Genomic DNA, 16517 nt, shown 5'->3' with positions numbered 1-16517 from the left:
CAGCGAGCGACACCACCGTCCCCGAAGAAAAGGTTCCTCGTGTCCGTCTCCCGCTTCGCCCGCCGCATCGCTTCCCCGAAGAAGGCCATCACCACCGTCGCGATGGCCGCCGCCACCGCCGGCCTGGTCCTGACCGCGGCGCCGGCCCAGGCGGCCACGACCAACTCCTCCGCCCAGGCCAAGGCCATCGCGCACAAGATGATCCCGAACGCCGCGCAGTACAACGCGTTCAGCAAGATCGTCGAGCACGAGAGCGGCTGGGACGTCGACGCCACCAACTCCTCCTCCGGCGCCTACGGCCTGGTCCAGGCCCTGCCCGGCTCCAAGATGGCCTCCGCCGGCTCCGACTGGAAGACCAACGCCAAGACCCAGATCAAGTGGGGCCTGGACTACATGAACTCCCGCTACGGCAGCCCGACCGCCGCCTGGTCCTTCTGGCAGGCCAACGGCTGGTACTGAGCCGCCGCGCGGATCACCGCCGTACGCCGTCGAAGAACCGCACCACCTGGGGGGCCGACACCAGGACCGACCCGAAGTGGTCCACGGCCCCCTGATCGACCACCCGCACCCTCGCTCCCTGACCTGCGAGGGTGCGGGCGCATGCCCGGGTGTTGCCGAGCGGCACGTCGGTGTCGCCGGCGGCGGCGTACAGCCGCACCGGCACGTCCGGCTTCCAGTCACAGGTGTGGTCCGCGGTGCGCATCGCGTCCAGCACGGCACCGGACGGGTGCCGCAGACGCTCCAGGAAGGCGGGCGTGAGCAGCTGTGCCACCGAGGGCGCGAGTCCCCTGACCACCTCCTCCTGCTCGTGGCTCCCGTCGAGCAGGCTCTCCACCCGGCTCGCGTACGGGGCGCGGAAGGCCTCGGACGGGTCCTTGTAGAGGGGGTGCAGACGGTTCTGCGCCACCAGCCAGTACGCGATGTAGAGGACCCCGCTGGTGTCGTTGACCCGGCCGTCGAACAGCGCGGGCATCTCCTGGCCCTCCAGGTCGTACGGGCCGCTGACCGGCGCGAGGGCCGCCAGCCGGAAGTGCCGGTCGGCGCCCCTGTCCAGAGCCCTCCCGAGCGCCATCGCGACCTGGCCGCCCTGCGAGAAGCCCGTCGCGTACACCTCACCGGTCAGCGGGCGGCCGAGCCGCTCCGCGGCCGTCCGGGCGGCGCGCAGCATGTCGACGGAGGCGGTCACGGACGAGGCGGTGTCCAGGTACGGATGCGGGCCCGGTCCCTTGCCGAGACCGAGGTAGTCGGGGGCGGCGACCGCGCGGCCCGCGGCGGCGTTGACGTACGACGGCACCCGCCCGAAGTCCTCGCTCACCGAGGGAGCGTAGTCACGGTCGACCATCGTGCCGTGGGTGTCGGAGACCAGGTCGAGGCGGTGACGGCCGCCCGTGGGCAGGGTCAGCAGCCCGGTCGCGGTGGTGGGCCCGCCGTACGGGTCGACGGTCCGGTACGTCAGCCGGTACGCCCGTAAGCCGTACCGCACCCCGTCGGCGTCGACGTCCCACCCGGCCAGGAACGACCTGACCTGCCCGGCGTCCCGGTCGGCGACCGGCGTGACCGCGACCAGGTCACCGCGTCGAGTCTGCGGGGTCCGCTCGTCGGCGGCCGCCGTCACCGGGGCCACGGCGAGCCCGGCGAGCAGCAGGGCCGCCGCCGCGGCGAGCCCCTTCCGCGTGCGCCGGCCCGCCCGTTCTCCTTGGGATGTGCGCGTGTCGTCAGTCATGGCCCCGACGCTACGGACGCGCAGGTCACCCCGACATCCGAGAGTCCCCCGCATCCGTGGTGGACTTGGGTGCACCCCGACCGTCAGGCCGTCCGGAGACCCGATGAGCGAACACAGCGGCACCGACACGAGGGCGGCCGGCGATCCCGAGGCGCGCGGGCTGCGCCTGGTGGCCGTGCTGCTGGGGCTGACGGTGGTCAGCGGACTGATCGACGCCGTCAGCTATCTCGGCCTCGAACACGTCTTCACCGCGAACATGACCGGCAACGTGGTCGTGCTCGGGTTCGCCGCGGCCGGGGCGCCCGGCTTCTCGGTGGCGCACACCCTGACCTCGCTGGTGTCGTTCGTGGTGGGCGCGATCGCGGGCGGCCGGGTGGCCGTACGGCTCGGCTCCGGCTCGCGCCGCACCTGGGCCCGTCTCACCCTGGCCGCCGAGGCGGTGTTCCTGGGGGTCTCGGCCGTGGTCGCCTTCGCCGCGCCCGGTGCCACGGCCACCGCCTACACGCTCATCGCCGTCACGGCCTTCGCCATGGGCCTGCGCAACGCCACGGTCCGCAAGCTCGGCATCCCTGACCTGACGACGACCGTGCTGACCATGACGCTGACCGGACTAGCCGCCGACTCCCGGGCCGGCGGCGGACCGGGCACCCACTCCCCCCGCCGGACGGCGTCCGTGGTCGCGATGGTCGCCGGGGCCGCGCTGGGGGCGTGGCTGGTGCTCCACCACGGCCTCGCCGTTCCCCTGACGGTCGCGGCGGGGCTGGTGGCCGTGCTGGCGGTGGTCGCCTCCGGGCGGGAGTGAGCCGCCTACTTCGCGAGGAAGGCCAGCAGCGCGGAGGTGACCTCCTCCGCGTGCGTCCACAGCAGGCCGTGCGGCGCGCCCTCGATCTCGACGTACTCGGCGGACGGCAGCAGCGCGTGGAAGGGCCGGCCGGTCGCGTCGATCGGGAGGATGCGGTCGCCGGTGCCGTGCAGGATCAGCGCCGGTACGTCGATCTTCGCCACGTCCGCGCGGAAGTCGGTGATCCAGGTCGGCACGCAGGCCACCGACGCGTGCGCCGAGGCACCGGCCGCCACGTTCCAGCTGCCCCGGACGGCCGCTTCGCTGATCCGGCTGCCGAGCGTCTCGTCCAGGTTGTAGAAGTCCTGGTAGAAGGCGTCGAAGTAGGCGTACCGGTCCTTGGTGACGGCCTCCAGGATGCCGTCGAACACCGACTGGTCCACGCCCGTCGGGTTGTCGTCGGTCTTCAGCAGGAAGGGCTCAAGGGAGGCCAGGAAGGCCGCCTTCGCGACCCGGCCCGAGCCGTACGTGCCCAGGTAGCGGCCCACTTCGCCGGTGCCCATCGAGAAGCCGACGAGCACCGCGTCCGTCAGGTCGAGCGTGGTGAGCACCTTGTCGAGGTCGGCGGCGAAGGTGTCGTAGTCGTAGCCGGTGGTGGGCTGCGAGGAACGGCCGAAGCCGCGGCGGTCGTAGGTGATGACCCGGTGACCGGCCTCCAGCAGCGCGGGGAGCTGCTTCTCCCAAGAGTGGCCGTCGAGCGGGTAGCCGTGGATCAGCACGACGGGCTGTCCGGTGCCGTGGTCCTCGTAGTAGAGCTCGATCGGCGCGCTGTTCTCTTCGCCAACGGTGATGTACGGCATGTCGGTTCTTCCTCCTTGGACGGGACCCCAGCACATCAGTCGCAGCCCATGGTCACCAGGCAGAAGTGCAGGCGGAAATAGAGAGCGCTTGTTCTAATTGTCGTGATGACCAGTCATGTTCCCGAAGTTCCGCAGTCCGATGTCCCCCATGGCGGCACCGCCTTCGGTGTGATGCTGCGCTCCCTGCGCCGGGCCGCCCGGCTGACCCTGGAGGAGTTGTCCGAGGCGTCCGGGGTGAGCGTGCGCGCGCTCGGCGACCTGGAGCGCGGCCGCAGCCGGGGGCCGCAGCGCCGTACCGTCGACGCGCTCGCCGCGGCCCTGCGGCTCGACGCCGAGCAGGGCGAGCGCCTGCGGCGGCTGGCCGACGCCGGCCGGGACCGCGGGGGCCCGCCGGCCTCGCCGTACCTCCTGCGGACCGTCCCGGACTTCACCGGCCGCAAGCAGGAACTGGCGGACCTGGAGGCGCTGGCCACCGGCACGCGCACACGGGCGGCGGTGCTGTTCGGGCCGGGCGGGCAGGGCAAGACGACCCTGGCGGCGGAAGCGGTACGGCGGCTCGCCGGGGCCTTCCCGGACGGCAGCGTCTGCGTCCCGTTGCACGGCATGAGCGACTCCCCGCTGCCGGCCGCCGAGGCACTGGTCCTCCTGCTGACGGCACTGGGGCACCCGGCGGACCGGATCCCGGTCGATCCTGTCGCCCGCGAGGCGGCCTACCGGGCGGCGCTCGCCGGCCGGCGGACGCTGGTCGTCCTCGACGACGCCGCCGACGAGACCCGGACCAGGCCGCTGCTGCCGGACGCCGAGGGCAGTTTCGTGCTGATCACCAGCAGGCGTCCGCTGGCCGGCCTCGAAGGAGTGCGGCGGATCAGGCTGGGCGGGCTCAGCGGCGGGGAGTCGACGAGGCTGCTGGAGCGGATCCTCGGCACCCCGCGCACCGACGGCCAGTCCGAGGCGATCACCCGGCTGAGCGAGCTGTGCGGCCACCTCCCGCTGGCCCTGCGCATCGTCGGCAACCGCCTCTCCAGCCGCCCGAGCTGGACCCCGGCCCGGCTGGTGGGCCAACTCGCCGACGAGGAACGCAGGTTGAGCGGGCTGGTCGCGGGCGACCTCGCCGTACGCAGTGCTCTTGCCCTCTCCTACGGCCAGCTCACGCCGCCGCACCGGCGGTTGCTGCGCCGCCTGTCCCTCGTGCCCGGCCACGACACCGGCCCCGACCTCGCCGCCGTACTGACCGGCGAGGACCCGCTCACCACCGAGGACTCCCTCGATCTGCTGGTCGACCGCGGCCTGCTGGAGGAGACCGCGCCCGGCCGGTACGCCCTGCACGATCTCGTACGGCTCTTCGCGCGCGAGCAACTGGGCGCGGAGGAGCCCGAGTCGGTGACCGAGAGCGTGCGGCAGCGGATGGCGGACTGGCTCCTGCGGTCGGCCTCCGCGGCGGGCCGCCGGTTCGAGGCACCCGGTGCGCCGGAACCCTGGGCGGGCGAACCCGGCGCCTTCGTCCCGGGATCCGACGCGGAGGCCGAGCAGTGGCTCACCGCGGAGCGCTCCAACTGGGCGGGCGCCCTGGCCGTGATGTTCGCGGCGGGCCGGCACACGGAGATCCTGCACGCCTCGCGCACCCTGTACTGGTTCTCCGACCGCTGGAGCCAGTGGCCCGAGTGGCGGACCCTCTTCTCGCACGGCGTCCGGTCCGCGGCCGCCCTCGGGGACCGCGCGGCCGAGGCCCATCAGCTCAACTGCCTGGCCTGGGCCCACTCGGTCGGCGCCTACCAGTACGCCCAGGCCGAGCAACTCGCCCGCCAGGCCCTCCAGCCGGCGTCGGAGACGGGTGATCTCGACCAGCAGGCGTGGGCATGGGCGTACATCAGCGGGGCCTGCATGGGGCTGGACCGGCCCGCGGAGGCGGCGGAGGCGGCCGCGCGGGCCACCCGGCTCTTCGAGACCACGGGGGACTCCACCGGCAAGGCGGTCTCCCAGCGGGTCCTCGGCACCGCGCTGCGGGCGTCCGGGCGCGGCGAGGAGGCGCTGGCCCTGCACCGGGCCCTGCTCGGGACCAGGACCGGGGACGTTCCCGGCCTGAACGAGTTCGCGGCGGCCCTGCTGCGCTGCGAGACGGCCCGGGACCTGCTGGCCCTGGAACGCTGGTCCGAGGCGGCGGACACCTTCCGGACCGTCGGCACCCCCTCCGACCACGCCGGCATCGACCGCCTCCGCGCCCACACCTCCCTCGGCCTCGCCACGGCCCTGGAACACTGCGGCGACCCCGCCGAGGCCCGCGAGCACTACACCCGGGCCCGCGCACTGTTCACCCAGTTCGGCGACACGGCGTCCGCCGCGGAGGCGGCAGCCGGCCTCGAACGCCTCGGGTCCGTCACCTGAACCTGCGGACACCGGCCACCGCGGGACGGCCCCCGGCACCTCGGTGTCCCGGGGCCGGCTCAGGCTCGCGGTGCCGTCCGGGCCGGGGCGCGGCGCGTCGTCCCCGCCGCCCCCTTGCGGCGGGCCGCGACCAGTCCGCCCGCCGCGCCCAGCGACACCGCGCCCATCGCGGAGGCGGCGATGACGCCGTCCGTCCCACCGAGGACGAAGTACAGGGTCACCGCCATGCCGCCGTTGAACAGGAAGAGGAACCACAGCGTGCCCGGGAGCGACAGGAACGCCTTGATCCCCGGCTTCCTGGCGATCCGCGAACCCGCGATCAGCGCGACGACACCACCGGCACAGGTCGCCACGTCCTGGCGCGTGCCGTCGAGGACGGATCCGGCACCACCGCTCGCCGCGAGACCGGCGACGAAGAGGGTCCAGAGCAGCAGATCGGCGAAGAGGGACTTCACGGCGGCGGGCGAAGAGGACACGGGAGCTTCCTTACGTGGGTGGTGACCTGGGCCGACGGACCGATGCGATCCGTGATCCACGATCCCGGTCCGCGCCCGCCACCACGAGGGACCGCACTCCCGGACCCTGGGTGCAGCCCGCTACACCCTCAGCGCAGCTCCACCGCCACCCGGTGATCCGGCCGCCCGTCCTTCGCCAGCATCGAGTGCGCCCCGGCCACCGCCCGGTACAACCGCATCCCCGAGTCGCCCCGCACGTCGTCGACGGTCCAGACCCGCCCCCCGTGCCCCAACGACCGCCGGGAGAAGACCTCCAGGGCCCGCTCGGCCCCGTCCACCAGCTCGGCGGCGAGGGCGGACACGTACACCCCCTGCCCGGTACCGATCTCCACCGAGGAGTCGAAGACCGCGATGCCCACCTCGGGCCGTACGGCGATGTTCCGCGAATGGAGGGCCTCCGGCGAGGACACCCAGAAGAACTCCCGGCACCCCACATGCGCGAAGTACACCGGCGTGCTCCAGGGCCGCCCCTCCGCGTCCGCCGTGGCCAGCACCAGGTACCGGCTCGCCTCGACGATCCCGCGCGCGTTCTCCTCGCTCGGCCGCATCTCAGCGGGTCCTTCGATAGGTCAGCCCGAAGTCCGTCTCCCACTCGGCCGACCCGTCCTTCGACCGCTCCCAGACCCCGTGGACGCTGTCGCCGTCCGCGCTCAGCCGCCCGGTGAAGCGCTGCCTGAAGGGCAGCGGGGAGAAGTCCGCCTCCTCACGCAGCAGCCGCCACACCTCGCCGTCGAAGGTCATGGCGTACAGCCGCACGACACCCCGCGCGTCGAAGTAGTGCTGGGTGTACGCCCCCGTCTCCGGCTCGACCGACACGATCGCCGTGCTGTCCGGCGCGGGGTTCGGGGCCTCGGTCCGCTGCACCAGGAACTGCCCGTCCAGCGTCCACTCGAACACACTCCGCCCGGCCATCGCGTCCTGCCCGGGGAACTCCGCCTCCACGACCCACTCCCCGGCCAGAACATCCAGCCGCTCCAGAGCTTCCTGCCGTGCCGTCGCGTCCATCGCGAACACCTCCTCGGAGTGATGACCGCACCGGCGGGCCGAAGTCATCGGTGGGTCGACAGGGGCGCCGCCGGAAGCCGCCACTCCTCGGAGCCCTTCGGCACCCAAAGCCCGAACCGGCTCTCCAGGTACTCCAGAACCCGCGGCGGGCTCATGCTCCCGCCGTCCGCCGGTCAGGCGAGGGCCGACGGGTCCGCGCCGTCGTCGTACCCGGGAGTCCCGGGGTCGAAGGAGGACAACACGTGCCCGTCGACCGCGTACTCCACCCGCTGCGTGGCGTTGACGTCACAGCCGGCGGCGAGCACGCGGCTGCCCGAGGAAAGCGCGGGGAGGTAGTGGTGGGCGGAGACGTACGACGTGGAGGCCTGGACGGCGAAGGTCCAGCCCTCGATCGCCCCGGCCCGCACCACCGCGTCCACCGAGCGCCGCAGGAAGCCGAGTTCCTCCACGGCCTCTACGTCCAGATCCTCAAGGTGGTCCAGACCGAACGGCTCGTCCATCGAGTTGTGGACCTCGATCTCCTGCGCCTCGCGCCTGGTCAGCGGAAAGACGGACTCGCGCCGGGCACCGAGCCGCCGGAGCACCTCCTCCGGTGTGAGGCCCTCGCAGAAGAGGAGGCTCTAGCCGAAGGGATACGCCTCGGGCACCCATCCAAGTCCCTCTCCCATCTCGCCATCATGAGGGCCCGCACTCTGCTCCGCACTCGAACCAGACAACCTTCCCGCCCCCCGATCTCGGCCCCACACCCCACTTGTCCACGACGGCGTCCAGCAGCACGAGTCCGCGACCGTGTTCCGCCTCCGCGTCCGACTCGGCCGCCGGGCACCGAAGTTGGGGCGCCCCGTCCGCCACCTCCACCCGGACACCGCCCTCCAGCCGCAACACAAGCACCACACACCGGCGGTCCGGAACATGCCGTACGACATTGGCGACCAGCTCCGTCACACCGAGCTCGGCGGCGTCGCACAGCGCGGACAGCCCCCACTCGGCCAGCAGCGAGCGGACGATCCGGCGGATGTGACGGGCGGAGTGCTCGCCCGCGGTGAGCGACAGGCGCCACTGGGGAATGTAGGAGTTCACGGTACGAGCGTGATCTCGCACGACTACGCTGGGCTATCGAACGGACACAACTGGTAGAGCCGTGGACCCAGTTACCCGAGAGGGGACCCCGCGTGACCGGCATCCACTCCCTCGACCCCGGCGCCTCGCCCGGCGACTACTACGGTTTCGAGCTGCGCCGACTCCGAGAAGCGGCCCACCTGACCCAGCGCCAACTGGGCGACATCCTCAGCTACACCGGCTCACTGGTCGGGCAGATCGAGACCGCGAGGAAGGTACCGACACCGGAGTTCAGCGAGCGGGCGGACGCGGCGCTGGGGTCGGACGGGTTGCTGACCCGACTGGTCGATCTGGTGCTGCGCAGTCAACTGCCCTCATGGTTTCAGCAAGTTGCCGAGCTGGAGGCACGGGCGACCGAGATCTGCACCTTCCAGGCCACCATGATCCACGGACTGCTGCAGACCCCGGCCTACGCCCGCGCCACCCTCAGCGCACTCCGGCGCAACGACCTCGACGACCGCACCGCGGTACGACTCGCGCGACAGCGCATCTTCGAGAAGGACGAGCCGCCGGTCTTCTGGATGGTCATCAGCGAGGCCGCGCTCTACCAGGAGATCGGCGACAAGGAAACAATGCGCGGCCAACTGACCCGTCTGTTGTCCTTCGAGAATGATCCCCAGATCAACATCCAGGTACTGCCGTTCTCCGCAGGGGCGCACGCCGGACTGACTGGCTCGTTCAACCTCTACCGGTTCGTCAGCGACCCGACCATCGTCTACACCGAGGGATACGGCAGCGGACATCCGACCGCGAATCCGGACACCGTCAAGGACTGCTCGCTCCGTTACGATCATCTTCGAGCCGCCGCTCTGTCCCTCAAGGACTCGGCGGAGTTGATCCGGCGCGCGAGGGAGGACCGCTATGGAGAGCAACTGGCGTAAGTCCAGCTACAGCAGCGACCAGGGCGGTGATTGTGTGGAGATCGCCGAGACGGTCATGGCGGTCGCCGTCCGCGACTCCAAGACCCCCGCGGGACCGATCCTCACGATCGACCCCGCCGTCTTCACCGCCTTCGTGGACTGGACGTCTACAACCGCTGAATGATCGTGCCGGTGGCCAGCGCCCCACCCGCACACATCGTGATCAGCGCGAACTCCTTGTCCGCGCGCTCCAGTTCATGCAGGGCCGTGGTGATGAGCCGGGCCCCGGTGGCCCCCACCGGGTGTCCGAGTGCGATCGCGCCGCCGTTGACGTTGACCTTCTCCAGGTCCTGCTCGAAGACCTGGGCCCAGCTCAACACCACGGAGGCGAAGGCCTCGTTGATCTCGACGAGGTCGATGTCCTTCAGGGACATGCCCGCCTTGCCGAGGACCGCGCGGGTCGCGTCGACGGGACCGTCCAGGTGGAAGTGCGGGTCGGCCCCGACCAGCGCCTGCGCCACGATCCGCGCCCGCGGCCTCAGTTTCAGCGCCCGGGCCATCCGCTTCGACGCCCACATGATCGCCGCGGCGCCGTCGCTGATCTGGGACGAGTTGCCCGCCGTGTGGATCGCCGTCGGCATGACCGGCTTCAGGCCCGCCAGCGCCTCCATGGACGTGTCGCGCAGCCCCTCGTCCCGGTCGACCAGCCGCCACATGCCCTGCCCGGCCCGCTGTTCGTCCTCGGTGGTCGGCACCTGGACGGCGAACGTCTCCCGCTTGAAGCGCTCCTCGGACCAGGCGACGGCCGCCCGCTCCTGGGAGAGCAGGCCGAGCGAGTCGACGTTCTCCCGGGTCAGCCCCCGCCGCCGCGCGATCCGTTCGGCCGCCTCGAACTGGTTGGGCAGGTCGACGTTCCACTCGTCCGGGAAGGGCTTGCCGGGCCCGTGCTTCGATCCCGAGCCCAGCGGCACCCGGGACATCGCCTCGACACCGCAGCTGATGCCGACGTCGATGACCCCGGCCGCGACCATGTTGGCGACCATGTGGGAGGCCTGCTGCGAGGAGCCGCACTGGCAGTCGACCGTGCTCGCCGCGGTCTCGTACGGCAGCCCGACGGTCAGCCAGGCGGTGCGCGCGGGGTTCATGGACTGCTCGCCGGCGTGGGTGACCGTGCCGCCGACGATCTGTTCCACCGCGTCGGCGGGGATGCCGGCACGGCCGAGGAGCTCTCGGTAGGTCTCGCCCAGCAGATAGGCGGGATGCAGATTGGCGAGCGCGCCGCCGCGCCTGCCGATGGGGGTACGGACGGCTTCGACGATCACGGGTTCGGCGGCCATGGGTGCGGGTCCTCTCCTCCGAACGGATCCATGGAACTAGTACGTGTTCTAGTTGGCGCGGTGCTTGCAGTCTGCGGACGGTCCGGCCACCACCGCAAGGGTCTTGCAGGCAATTGAGGCGTCTGCACCCCTTGCCTCTTGTAGAACCCGTTACTACCTTCACGGCAGCTCTGTTCCTGATGGATCGTCAGATGTGTTGCCAGACAGCTGGAGTGAGTTGCCGATGACGTGTCCAGCACTCCCCGACGGGTTCGACTTCACCGACCCCGACCTGCTGCAAAGCCGCGTACCGCTGCCCGAGTTCGCCGAGCTGCGCCGGGCCGAACCGGTGCGCTGGATCCCCCAGCCGGGCAATGTCGCCGGCTTCCAGGACGAGGGGTACTGGGCGGTCACCCGGCACGCGGACGTCAAGTACGTCTCCACCCACCCGGAGATCTTCTCGTCGTACCTCAACACGGCGATCATCCGCTTCAACGAACGCATCCAGCGGGACGCGATCGACGCGCAGCGGCTGATCCTGCTCAACATGGACCCGCCGGAGCACACCAGGGTCCGCGGAATCGTGCAGCGGGTGTTCACGCCCCGGGCCATCCGCGCCCTGGAGGAGCGGCTGCGCAACCGCGCCCACGCGATCGTCGAGAGCGCCTCCGCCCTGCCCGGCGGCTCCTTCGATTTCGTCACCCAGGTCGCCTGCGAACTGCCCCTGCAGGCCATCGCCGAGCTGATCGGCATCCCGCAGGACGACCGGGCGAAGATCTTCGACTGGTCCAACAAGATGATCTCGTACGACGATCCGGAGTACGCGATCAGCGAGCAGGTCGGCCAGGAGTCGGCCATGGAGGTCATCGCCTACGCGATGAACATGGCGGCCGACCGCAAGCAGTGCCCGGCCAAGGACATCGTCACGACCCTGGTGGCCGCGGAGGACGAAGGCAACCTGAACTCCGACGAGTTCGGCTTCTTCGTGCTGATGCTGGCGGTGGCGGGCAACGAGACCACCCGCAACGCCATCACCCACGGCATGCACGCCTTCCTCACCCACCCCGACCAGTGGGAGCTGTACAAGGCCGAGCGCCCCTCCACGGCGGCGGAGGAGATCGTCCGCTGGGCCGCCCCGGTCAACGCTTTCCAGCGCACGGCCACCCAGGACACGGAACTCGGCGGCAAGCAGATCAGGAAGGGCGACCGGGTGGGCATCTTCTACGCCGCCGCCAACCACGACCCCGAGGTGTTCGAGAACCCGGACGTCTTCGACATCACCCGCGATCCCAACCCCCACCTCGGCTTCGGCGGCGGCGGCCCGCACTACTGCCTCGGCAAGTCCCTCGCGGTGCTGGAGATCGACCTGATCTTCAACGCCATCGCCGACGCCATGCCGAACCTGCGCGCGACCGGCGACCCGCGCCGCCTGCGCTCGGCGTGGATCAACGGCGTCAAGGAGCTTCAGGTGACACTCGGTTGAGGGCAGTCAGGGGCGCGGGGCCGTATCTCGTCTCGCCGGCGCCCGCTCCTGATCCGCCGCCTCCGCCTCCGCCACCACTGCGGCCGTCCGGCCCCGCGGCCCCTGGAACAGGTACGACAACCCGAACCCGCCCGCGACGACCACCGCGCCCCCCACCGCGTCCAGCACCCAGTGGTTGCCGGTGGCCACGATCGCCGACACGGTGAACAGCGGGTGCAGCAGCCCGAGTCCCTTCATCCACCACCGGGGCGCGATGACCGCGATCACGACCCCGCACCACAACGACCACCCGAAGTGCAGCGAGGGCATCGCCGCGTACTGGTTGGTCAGCGCGGTCAGGGTCCCGTAGTCCGGCTTGGAGAAGTCCTGCACGCCGTGCACGGTGTCGATGACCCCGAGCGCCGGCATCAGCCGTGGCGGGGCGAGCGGATAGAGCCAGAACCCGACGAGGGCCAGCAGGGTCGCGAACCCGAGCGAGGCCCGCGCCCAGCGGTAGTCCACCGGACGCCGCCAGTACAGAACGGCGAGCACGCTCAGCGGGACCACGAAGTGGAAGGACTCGTAGTAGAAGTCGAAGAAGTTCCGCAGCCAGTCGACCTTCACGACCGCGTGGTTGGCCCAGTGCTCGATGTCGATGTGCAGCAGCCGCTCCAGATCGAGGACCTGCTGCCCGTGCTTCTCGGCGGTGGCCCGCCCCGCGGAGTTGCTGCCGCCGGTCGCCGCGAGTCTGACCTGCTGGTAGGCGGCGTAGGTGACCCGGAGCAGCAGGAGTTCGAGGAGCAGGTTCGGCCGCGTCAGCACCCGCCGCAGGAACGGCAGCAGCGGGACGCGCCGGAACCGGGCGGGCGCCGCGGGGGCGAACTGCGCGGGGATCGGTGTGCGGCAGTACGGCGAGGTGCGCGACAGGAAGGGGATCACCGTGGCGGCGGCGAGCGCGGCGAGCAGCACCAGGTTGTTCCGCAGGGGGTACAGCGCCGAGATGTGCGGCAGCAGCATCGTCGTGGGCAGGGTCATCACCACGACGACGGCGACCGGCCACACATACCGGTCGGAGGCCCGCTTGCCGACCCGCCCGACGACCGCGAGCAGCACCCACAGCAGCTGGTGCTGCCAGGTGGTGGGCGAAACCGCGATCGCCGCGCAGCCGGTGATCGCGACCGCGAGCAGCAGCTGGCCGTCGCGGGCGTAGCGCACGGCCCGGCGCACACCCAGCGCCCCGACGGCCGCGCCGAGGGCCAGGAAGAGGGAGATCTCCAGCGGTCCGGACACGCCCAGGCGCAGCAGCAGGCCGTGCAGGGACTGGTTGGCGAGGTCGTCGGCGGGCCCCCCGAGGCCGGTGCCCGCGATGTGGTGCACCCAGTAGGTGTACGAGTCGTGCGGCAGCGCGGCCCAGGCGAGCGCGGTGCCGGCGGCGAAGGCCGCGACCGTGGTCAGGGCGCCACGGCGGCGGCCGGTGAACCAGAGCAGGGCCGCGAAGAGCAGGACCGTGGGCTGGAGGGCGGCGGCGAGCCCGATGAGCAGTCCGCTGACCCGCTCACCGCGGACGGCGAAGCAGGCGACGAGGACCAGCAGGACCGGGATGATGCTGGTCTGCCCGAGGTAGAGCGTGTTGCGCACGGGCAGCGACAGCATCAGGAGGCTGATCGCGACCGGCGCGGCGAGCAGGGAGGTGCGGCGGCCGACCGGCTGGGGCAGGGCACGGGCGGCGACGAGACCGAGGGCGACGACCAGGAGCAGGGTGCCGAAGGTCCAGCCCCAGCCGAGCGCCTGTTCGGCGGCGCGGGTGAGCGGCTTCAGGACGAGTCCCCCGAACGGGGTACCGGTGAACCGCGTCGAGTCGTACAGCGACCCCTTCACATGCAGGACGCCGTCCGGGCCGACCCAGGTCTCCAGGTCCGTCAGCCGCTCGCCTCTGGGGGTGCTGAGGACGACGGCCACCTCTCGCAGGGCGAGGACGGCCGCCACCAGCCACAGGGCGAGTCTGGCTACGCGCAGCCGCGCCTGGATCTCGGTGGCCCCACTGTGCTCCGCATTCGCCACGCCGCGTCGGCCTCTCGTCCCGTTCGTGCCATGCGTCCGTGAAGAGGGACGCAGGCCACCCCGGCTTCACCTGACGTCCGTCTCCTTTTGTCCGAATGACACTAGTCCGCCGGGAGGGGCGTCGCGCAGCCGGGCGCGAGATGGATCACACGTGTGCCGCGAAGACGCGTTCCCGGCCGGGCGCAGGGTACCTGCATACAGCACGTTTATTCACGGTCCGCGACCGGACTTGAGCAGGACGTAAGCCCGGCAAGTCCGCCTATGGTCGCTTTTTGCCCTTGTCCCCGTCGAAAGGCAGGCGAGCGACGTTTTGCCGAGTGCCCCCGCCCTCCCCCACCCCGTCCACCCCTCTCACGACCCCGGCACCCCCGAGGCCGTAGCCGTCGACCCGGCCCTCGTGAAGCGTGCCGTGAAGGCAGCCGCCCTGGGCAACGCCATGGAGTGGTTCGACTTCGGCGTCTACAGCTACATCGCCGTCACCCTGGGCAAGGTCTTCTTCCCCTCCGGCAATCCGACCGCCCAGCTCCTGTCGACGTTCGGCGCCTTCGCCGCGGCCTTCCTCGTCCGCCCGCTCGGCGGCCTGGTCTTCGGCCCGCTGGGCGACCGCGTGGGCCGCCAGAAGGTCCTCGCCGTGACCATGATCATGATGGCGGCCGGCACCTTCGCCATCGGCCTGATCCCGTCGTACGCCACGATCGGCGTCGGCGCCCCCCTGCTGCTCCTGGCCGCCCGGCTGGTCCAGGGCTTCTCGACCGGCGGCGAGTACGCGGGCGCGTCCACCTTCATCGCCGAGTACGCGCCCGACAAGAAGCGCGGCTTCCTCGGCAGCTGGCTGGAGTTCGGCACGCTGGCCGGATACATCGCCGGCGCGGGCCTGGTCACCCTGATGACGGCCCTGCTGTCCACCGACGACCTGGTCTCCTGGGGCTGGCGGATCCCGTTCCTGATCGCGGGCCCGATGGGCGCCATCGGCCTCTATCTGCGGCTGCGCCTGGAGGAGACCCCGGCGTTCGCGGCCGAGACCGAGAAGGCCGAGTCGAGCCGCCGGAAGGTCCCGCTGCGCGAGATGATCACCGGCCAGTGGCGGGCCCTGCTGCTGTGCGTGGGTCTGGTCCTGGTCTTCAACGTCACCGACTACATGCTGCTGTCGTACATGCCCAGCTATCTGACCAGCGAGCTCAAGTACGACGAGACGCACGGCCTGCTGGTCGTCCTCGCCGTGATGGCGCTGATGATGGTCGTCCAGCCCTTCGCGGGCGCCCTGAGCGACCGCGTCGGCCGCCGCCCGGTGATCGCCGCGGGCTGCGCGGGCTTCCTGCTCCTGTCGGTTCCGGCCCTGCTGCTGATCCGCCAGGGCAGCCTGTTCGCGATCGCGCTCGGCATGGGCGCGCTGGGCCTGCTCCTGGTCTGCTTCACCGCGGCGATGCCGTCGGCCCTCCCGGCCCTCTTCCCGACCCGGGTGCGCTACGGCTCCCTGTCGGTGGGCTTCAACGCCTCGGTGTCCCTGTTCGGCGGCACGACCCCGCTGGTGGTGACCGCGCTGATCGGCGCGACCGGGAACATGATGATGCCCGCCTACTACATGATGGCCGCGGCCGTCGTCGGCGGCGTCGCGGTGTGGTTCATGACGGAGTCCGCGGGCCGGCCGCTGCCCGGCTCACCGCCCCAGCGGTAATTCCCTGACAGCGGCCGGGAGCACGCCTATATTCATTCGCGCAACTAGTTAGCTGACCTAACTAGGCAGATGAAAGGCACAGGCGTATGAGCGAGTCGCAGTTCTGGGACGACGTCGACGACTACTTCACCGCCCACCTCGCCCCGGAGGACGAAGCACTCCGGGCGGCCTTGCGCGACAGCGAGGCCGCCGGTCTCCCGTCCATCGCCATCACGGCACCACAGGGCAAGCTCCTGCAGCTCCTGGCCCAGATCCAGGGCGCCCGCAGCATCCTGGAACTCGGCACGCTCGGCGGCTACAGCACGATCTGGCTGGCCCGCGCGCTGCCCGCCGACGGCCGCCTGGTCTCCCTGGAGTACAGCCCGCGGAACGCCGAGGTCGCGAACCGCAACATCGCCCGCGCGGGCCTCGACAAGGTCGTCGAGGTACGCGTCGGCGCCGCCCTGGAGTCCCTCCCCCGGCTGGCCGACGAGCACCCGCCCCCCTTCGACCTGGTCTTCATCGACGCCGACAAGGCCAACAACCCGTCCTACGTGGAGTGGGCGGTCAAGCTCACCGGCCCGGGCAGCCTGATCGTGGTGGACAACGTCGTGCGGGGCGGCCGGGTGGCCGACCCCGACAACCCCGCCCCCGACGTCGTGGGCACCCGCACCGCGCTCGAACTGATCGGACGGCACCCGCGGTTGAGCGCCACGGCGATCCAGACGGTGGGCACCAAGGGCTACGACGGCTTCGCGCTGGCCCGCGTGCTGCCGTGA

At 71.4% G+C, this 16517-nt stretch carries 16 protein-coding genes and 1 pseudogene; 8 read left to right on the top strand and 9 right to left on the bottom strand.

Going from position 1 to position 16517, the window contains the following annotated elements:
* Nucleotides 1–39 precede the first annotated feature (39 nt).
* Nucleotides 40–459 (top strand): aggregation-promoting factor C-terminal-like domain-containing protein, encoded by a 420-nt coding sequence (locus AQI94_RS04225; protein ID WP_031060434.1) that lies wholly within the window; start codon nucleotides 40–42, stop codon nucleotides 457–459.
* Nucleotides 460–472: 13 nt separating this feature from the next.
* On the opposite strand, the gene AQI94_RS04220 is transcribed toward AQI94_RS04225, so the two are convergent.
* On the bottom strand, nucleotides 473–1723 hold the full coding sequence (locus AQI94_RS04220; protein ID WP_031060431.1) for a hypothetical protein: 1251 nt from the start codon (nucleotides 1721–1723) through the stop codon (nucleotides 473–475).
* A 103-nt stretch (nucleotides 1724–1826) separates the two neighbouring features.
* On the opposite strand from AQI94_RS04220, the gene AQI94_RS04215 reads away from it, so the two are divergent.
* The gene (locus AQI94_RS04215) at nucleotides 1827–2525 is read left to right on the top strand and encodes a YoaK family protein (protein ID WP_031060428.1); all 699 of its coding nucleotides are present in this window, start codon (nucleotides 1827–1829) and stop codon (nucleotides 2523–2525) included.
* A 5-nt stretch (nucleotides 2526–2530) separates the two neighbouring features.
* Here AQI94_RS04215 and AQI94_RS04210 read toward each other — a convergent pair whose 3' ends face one another.
* On the bottom strand, nucleotides 2531–3364 hold the full coding sequence (locus tag AQI94_RS04210) for an alpha/beta fold hydrolase (RefSeq protein WP_031060425.1): 834 nt from the start codon (nucleotides 3362–3364) through the stop codon (nucleotides 2531–2533).
* A gap of 105 nt (nucleotides 3365–3469) precedes the next feature.
* Here AQI94_RS04210 and AQI94_RS04205 point away from each other — a divergent pair, with 105 nt between their 5' ends.
* Nucleotides 3470–5746, top strand: a complete 2277-nt coding sequence (locus tag AQI94_RS04205; protein ID WP_062229584.1) for an ATP-binding protein — start codon at nucleotides 3470–3472, stop codon at nucleotides 5744–5746.
* 59 nt (nucleotides 5747–5805) lie between these two features.
* Here the strand turns inward: AQI94_RS04205 and AQI94_RS04200 are convergent, their stop codons facing one another.
* From AQI94_RS04200 to AQI94_RS04180, 5 genes and pseudogenes are all read right to left on the bottom strand, one after another.
* Nucleotides 5806–6222: a hypothetical protein gene (locus AQI94_RS04200; RefSeq protein ID WP_031042543.1), complete on the bottom strand. Its 417-nt coding sequence runs from the start codon at nucleotides 6220–6222 to the stop codon at nucleotides 5806–5808.
* Between the two features lie 128 nt (nucleotides 6223–6350).
* Nucleotides 6351–6809 (bottom strand): pyridoxamine 5'-phosphate oxidase family protein, encoded by a 459-nt coding sequence (locus AQI94_RS04195; RefSeq protein ID WP_051832049.1) that lies wholly within the window; start codon nucleotides 6807–6809, stop codon nucleotides 6351–6353.
* Nucleotide 6810: 1 nt separating this feature from the next.
* A complete protein-coding gene (locus AQI94_RS04190) occupies nucleotides 6811–7266 on the bottom strand; it encodes a hypothetical protein (protein WP_031042549.1) in 456 nt (151 codons plus the stop codon).
* Between the two features lie 173 nt (nucleotides 7267–7439).
* Nucleotides 7440–7862: pseudogene (locus tag AQI94_RS04185) on the bottom strand (DUF6461 domain-containing protein); the annotation flags it as partial.
* A 79-nt stretch (nucleotides 7863–7941) separates the two neighbouring features.
* Nucleotides 7942–8346 (bottom strand): ATP-binding protein, encoded by a 405-nt coding sequence (locus AQI94_RS04180; protein ID WP_037941928.1) that lies wholly within the window; start codon nucleotides 8344–8346, stop codon nucleotides 7942–7944.
* A 92-nt stretch (nucleotides 8347–8438) separates the two neighbouring features.
* Between AQI94_RS04180 and AQI94_RS04175 the strand changes: the two genes are divergently transcribed.
* Both AQI94_RS04175 and AQI94_RS04170 read left to right on the top strand, forming a co-directional pair.
* On the top strand, nucleotides 8439–9266 hold the full coding sequence (locus tag AQI94_RS04175; protein WP_031042568.1) for a helix-turn-helix domain-containing protein: 828 nt from the start codon (nucleotides 8439–8441) through the stop codon (nucleotides 9264–9266).
* Complete coding sequence (locus AQI94_RS04170; RefSeq protein ID WP_031042571.1) at nucleotides 9247–9429, top strand: DUF397 domain-containing protein; 183 nt, start codon at nucleotides 9247–9249, stop codon at nucleotides 9427–9429. Before AQI94_RS04175 ends, AQI94_RS04170 begins: the two co-directional genes overlap by 20 nt.
* Here AQI94_RS04170 and AQI94_RS04165 read toward each other — a convergent pair.
* Complete coding sequence (locus AQI94_RS04165; RefSeq protein WP_031042574.1) at nucleotides 9413–10582, bottom strand: steroid 3-ketoacyl-CoA thiolase; 1170 nt, start codon at nucleotides 10580–10582, stop codon at nucleotides 9413–9415. The two genes, AQI94_RS04170 and AQI94_RS04165, sit on opposite strands and share 17 nt — an antisense overlap.
* Nucleotides 10583–10805: 223 nt before the next feature.
* On the opposite strand from AQI94_RS04165, the gene AQI94_RS04160 reads away from it, so the two are divergent.
* Nucleotides 10806–12044: a cytochrome P450 gene (locus AQI94_RS04160; protein WP_031042577.1), complete on the top strand. Its 1239-nt coding sequence runs from the start codon at nucleotides 10806–10808 to the stop codon at nucleotides 12042–12044.
* A 6-nt stretch (nucleotides 12045–12050) separates the two neighbouring features.
* Here the strand turns inward: AQI94_RS04160 and AQI94_RS04155 are convergent, their stop codons facing one another.
* A complete protein-coding gene (locus AQI94_RS04155; protein ID WP_037941932.1) occupies nucleotides 12051–14084 on the bottom strand; it encodes a bifunctional glycosyltransferase 87/phosphatase PAP2 family protein in 2034 nt (677 codons plus the stop codon).
* A 310-nt stretch (nucleotides 14085–14394) separates the two neighbouring features.
* Between AQI94_RS04155 and proP the strand changes: the two genes are divergently transcribed.
* The gene (proP, locus tag AQI94_RS04150) at nucleotides 14395–15759 is read left to right on the top strand and encodes a glycine betaine/L-proline transporter ProP (RefSeq protein ID WP_031042582.1); all 1365 of its coding nucleotides are present in this window, start codon (nucleotides 14395–14397) and stop codon (nucleotides 15757–15759) included.
* A gap of 86 nt (nucleotides 15760–15845) precedes the next feature.
* Nucleotides 15846–16517: an O-methyltransferase gene (locus AQI94_RS04145; protein WP_031042583.1), complete on the top strand. Its 672-nt coding sequence runs from the start codon at nucleotides 15846–15848 to the stop codon at nucleotides 16515–16517.

Source organism: Streptomyces pseudovenezuelae, assembly GCF_001513955.1.
Lineage (GTDB): Bacteria > Actinomycetota > Actinomycetes > Streptomycetales > Streptomycetaceae > Streptomyces > Streptomyces pseudovenezuelae.
Note: the sequence above shows the minus strand (reverse complement) of the source record. Positions and strands in the feature narration are given on the sequence as shown.

Bases quoted from the DNA above. Each gene is read 5' to 3' on its own strand.
- AQI94_RS04190 (WP_031042549.1), bottom strand. From the start codon at position 7,266: ATGGACGCGACGGCACGGCAGGAAGCTCTGGAGCGGCTGGATGTTCTG.
- AQI94_RS04215 (WP_031060428.1), top strand. From the start codon at position 1,827: ATGAGCGAACACAGCGGCACCGACACGAGGGCGGCCGGCGATCCCGAG.
- AQI94_RS04195 (WP_051832049.1), bottom strand. From the start codon at position 6,809: ATGCGGCCGAGCGAGGAGAACGCGCGCGGGATCGTCGAGGCGAGCCGG.
- AQI94_RS04170 (WP_031042571.1), top strand. From the start codon at position 9,247: ATGGAGAGCAACTGGCGTAAGTCCAGCTACAGCAGCGACCAGGGCGGT.
- AQI94_RS04145 (WP_031042583.1), top strand. From the start codon at position 15,846: ATGAGCGAGTCGCAGTTCTGGGACGACGTCGACGACTACTTCACCGCC.
- AQI94_RS04210 (WP_031060425.1), bottom strand. From the start codon at position 3,364: ATGCCGTACATCACCGTTGGCGAAGAGAACAGCGCGCCGATCGAGCTC.
- AQI94_RS04165 (WP_031042574.1), bottom strand. From the start codon at position 10,582: ATGGCCGCCGAACCCGTGATCGTCGAAGCCGTCCGTACCCCCATCGGC.
- AQI94_RS04160 (WP_031042577.1), top strand. From the start codon at position 10,806: ATGACGTGTCCAGCACTCCCCGACGGGTTCGACTTCACCGACCCCGAC.
- AQI94_RS04205 (WP_062229584.1), top strand. From the start codon at position 3,470: ATGACCAGTCATGTTCCCGAAGTTCCGCAGTCCGATGTCCCCCATGGC.
- AQI94_RS04220 (WP_031060431.1), bottom strand. From the start codon at position 1,723: ATGACTGACGACACGCGCACATCCCAAGGAGAACGGGCGGGCCGGCGC.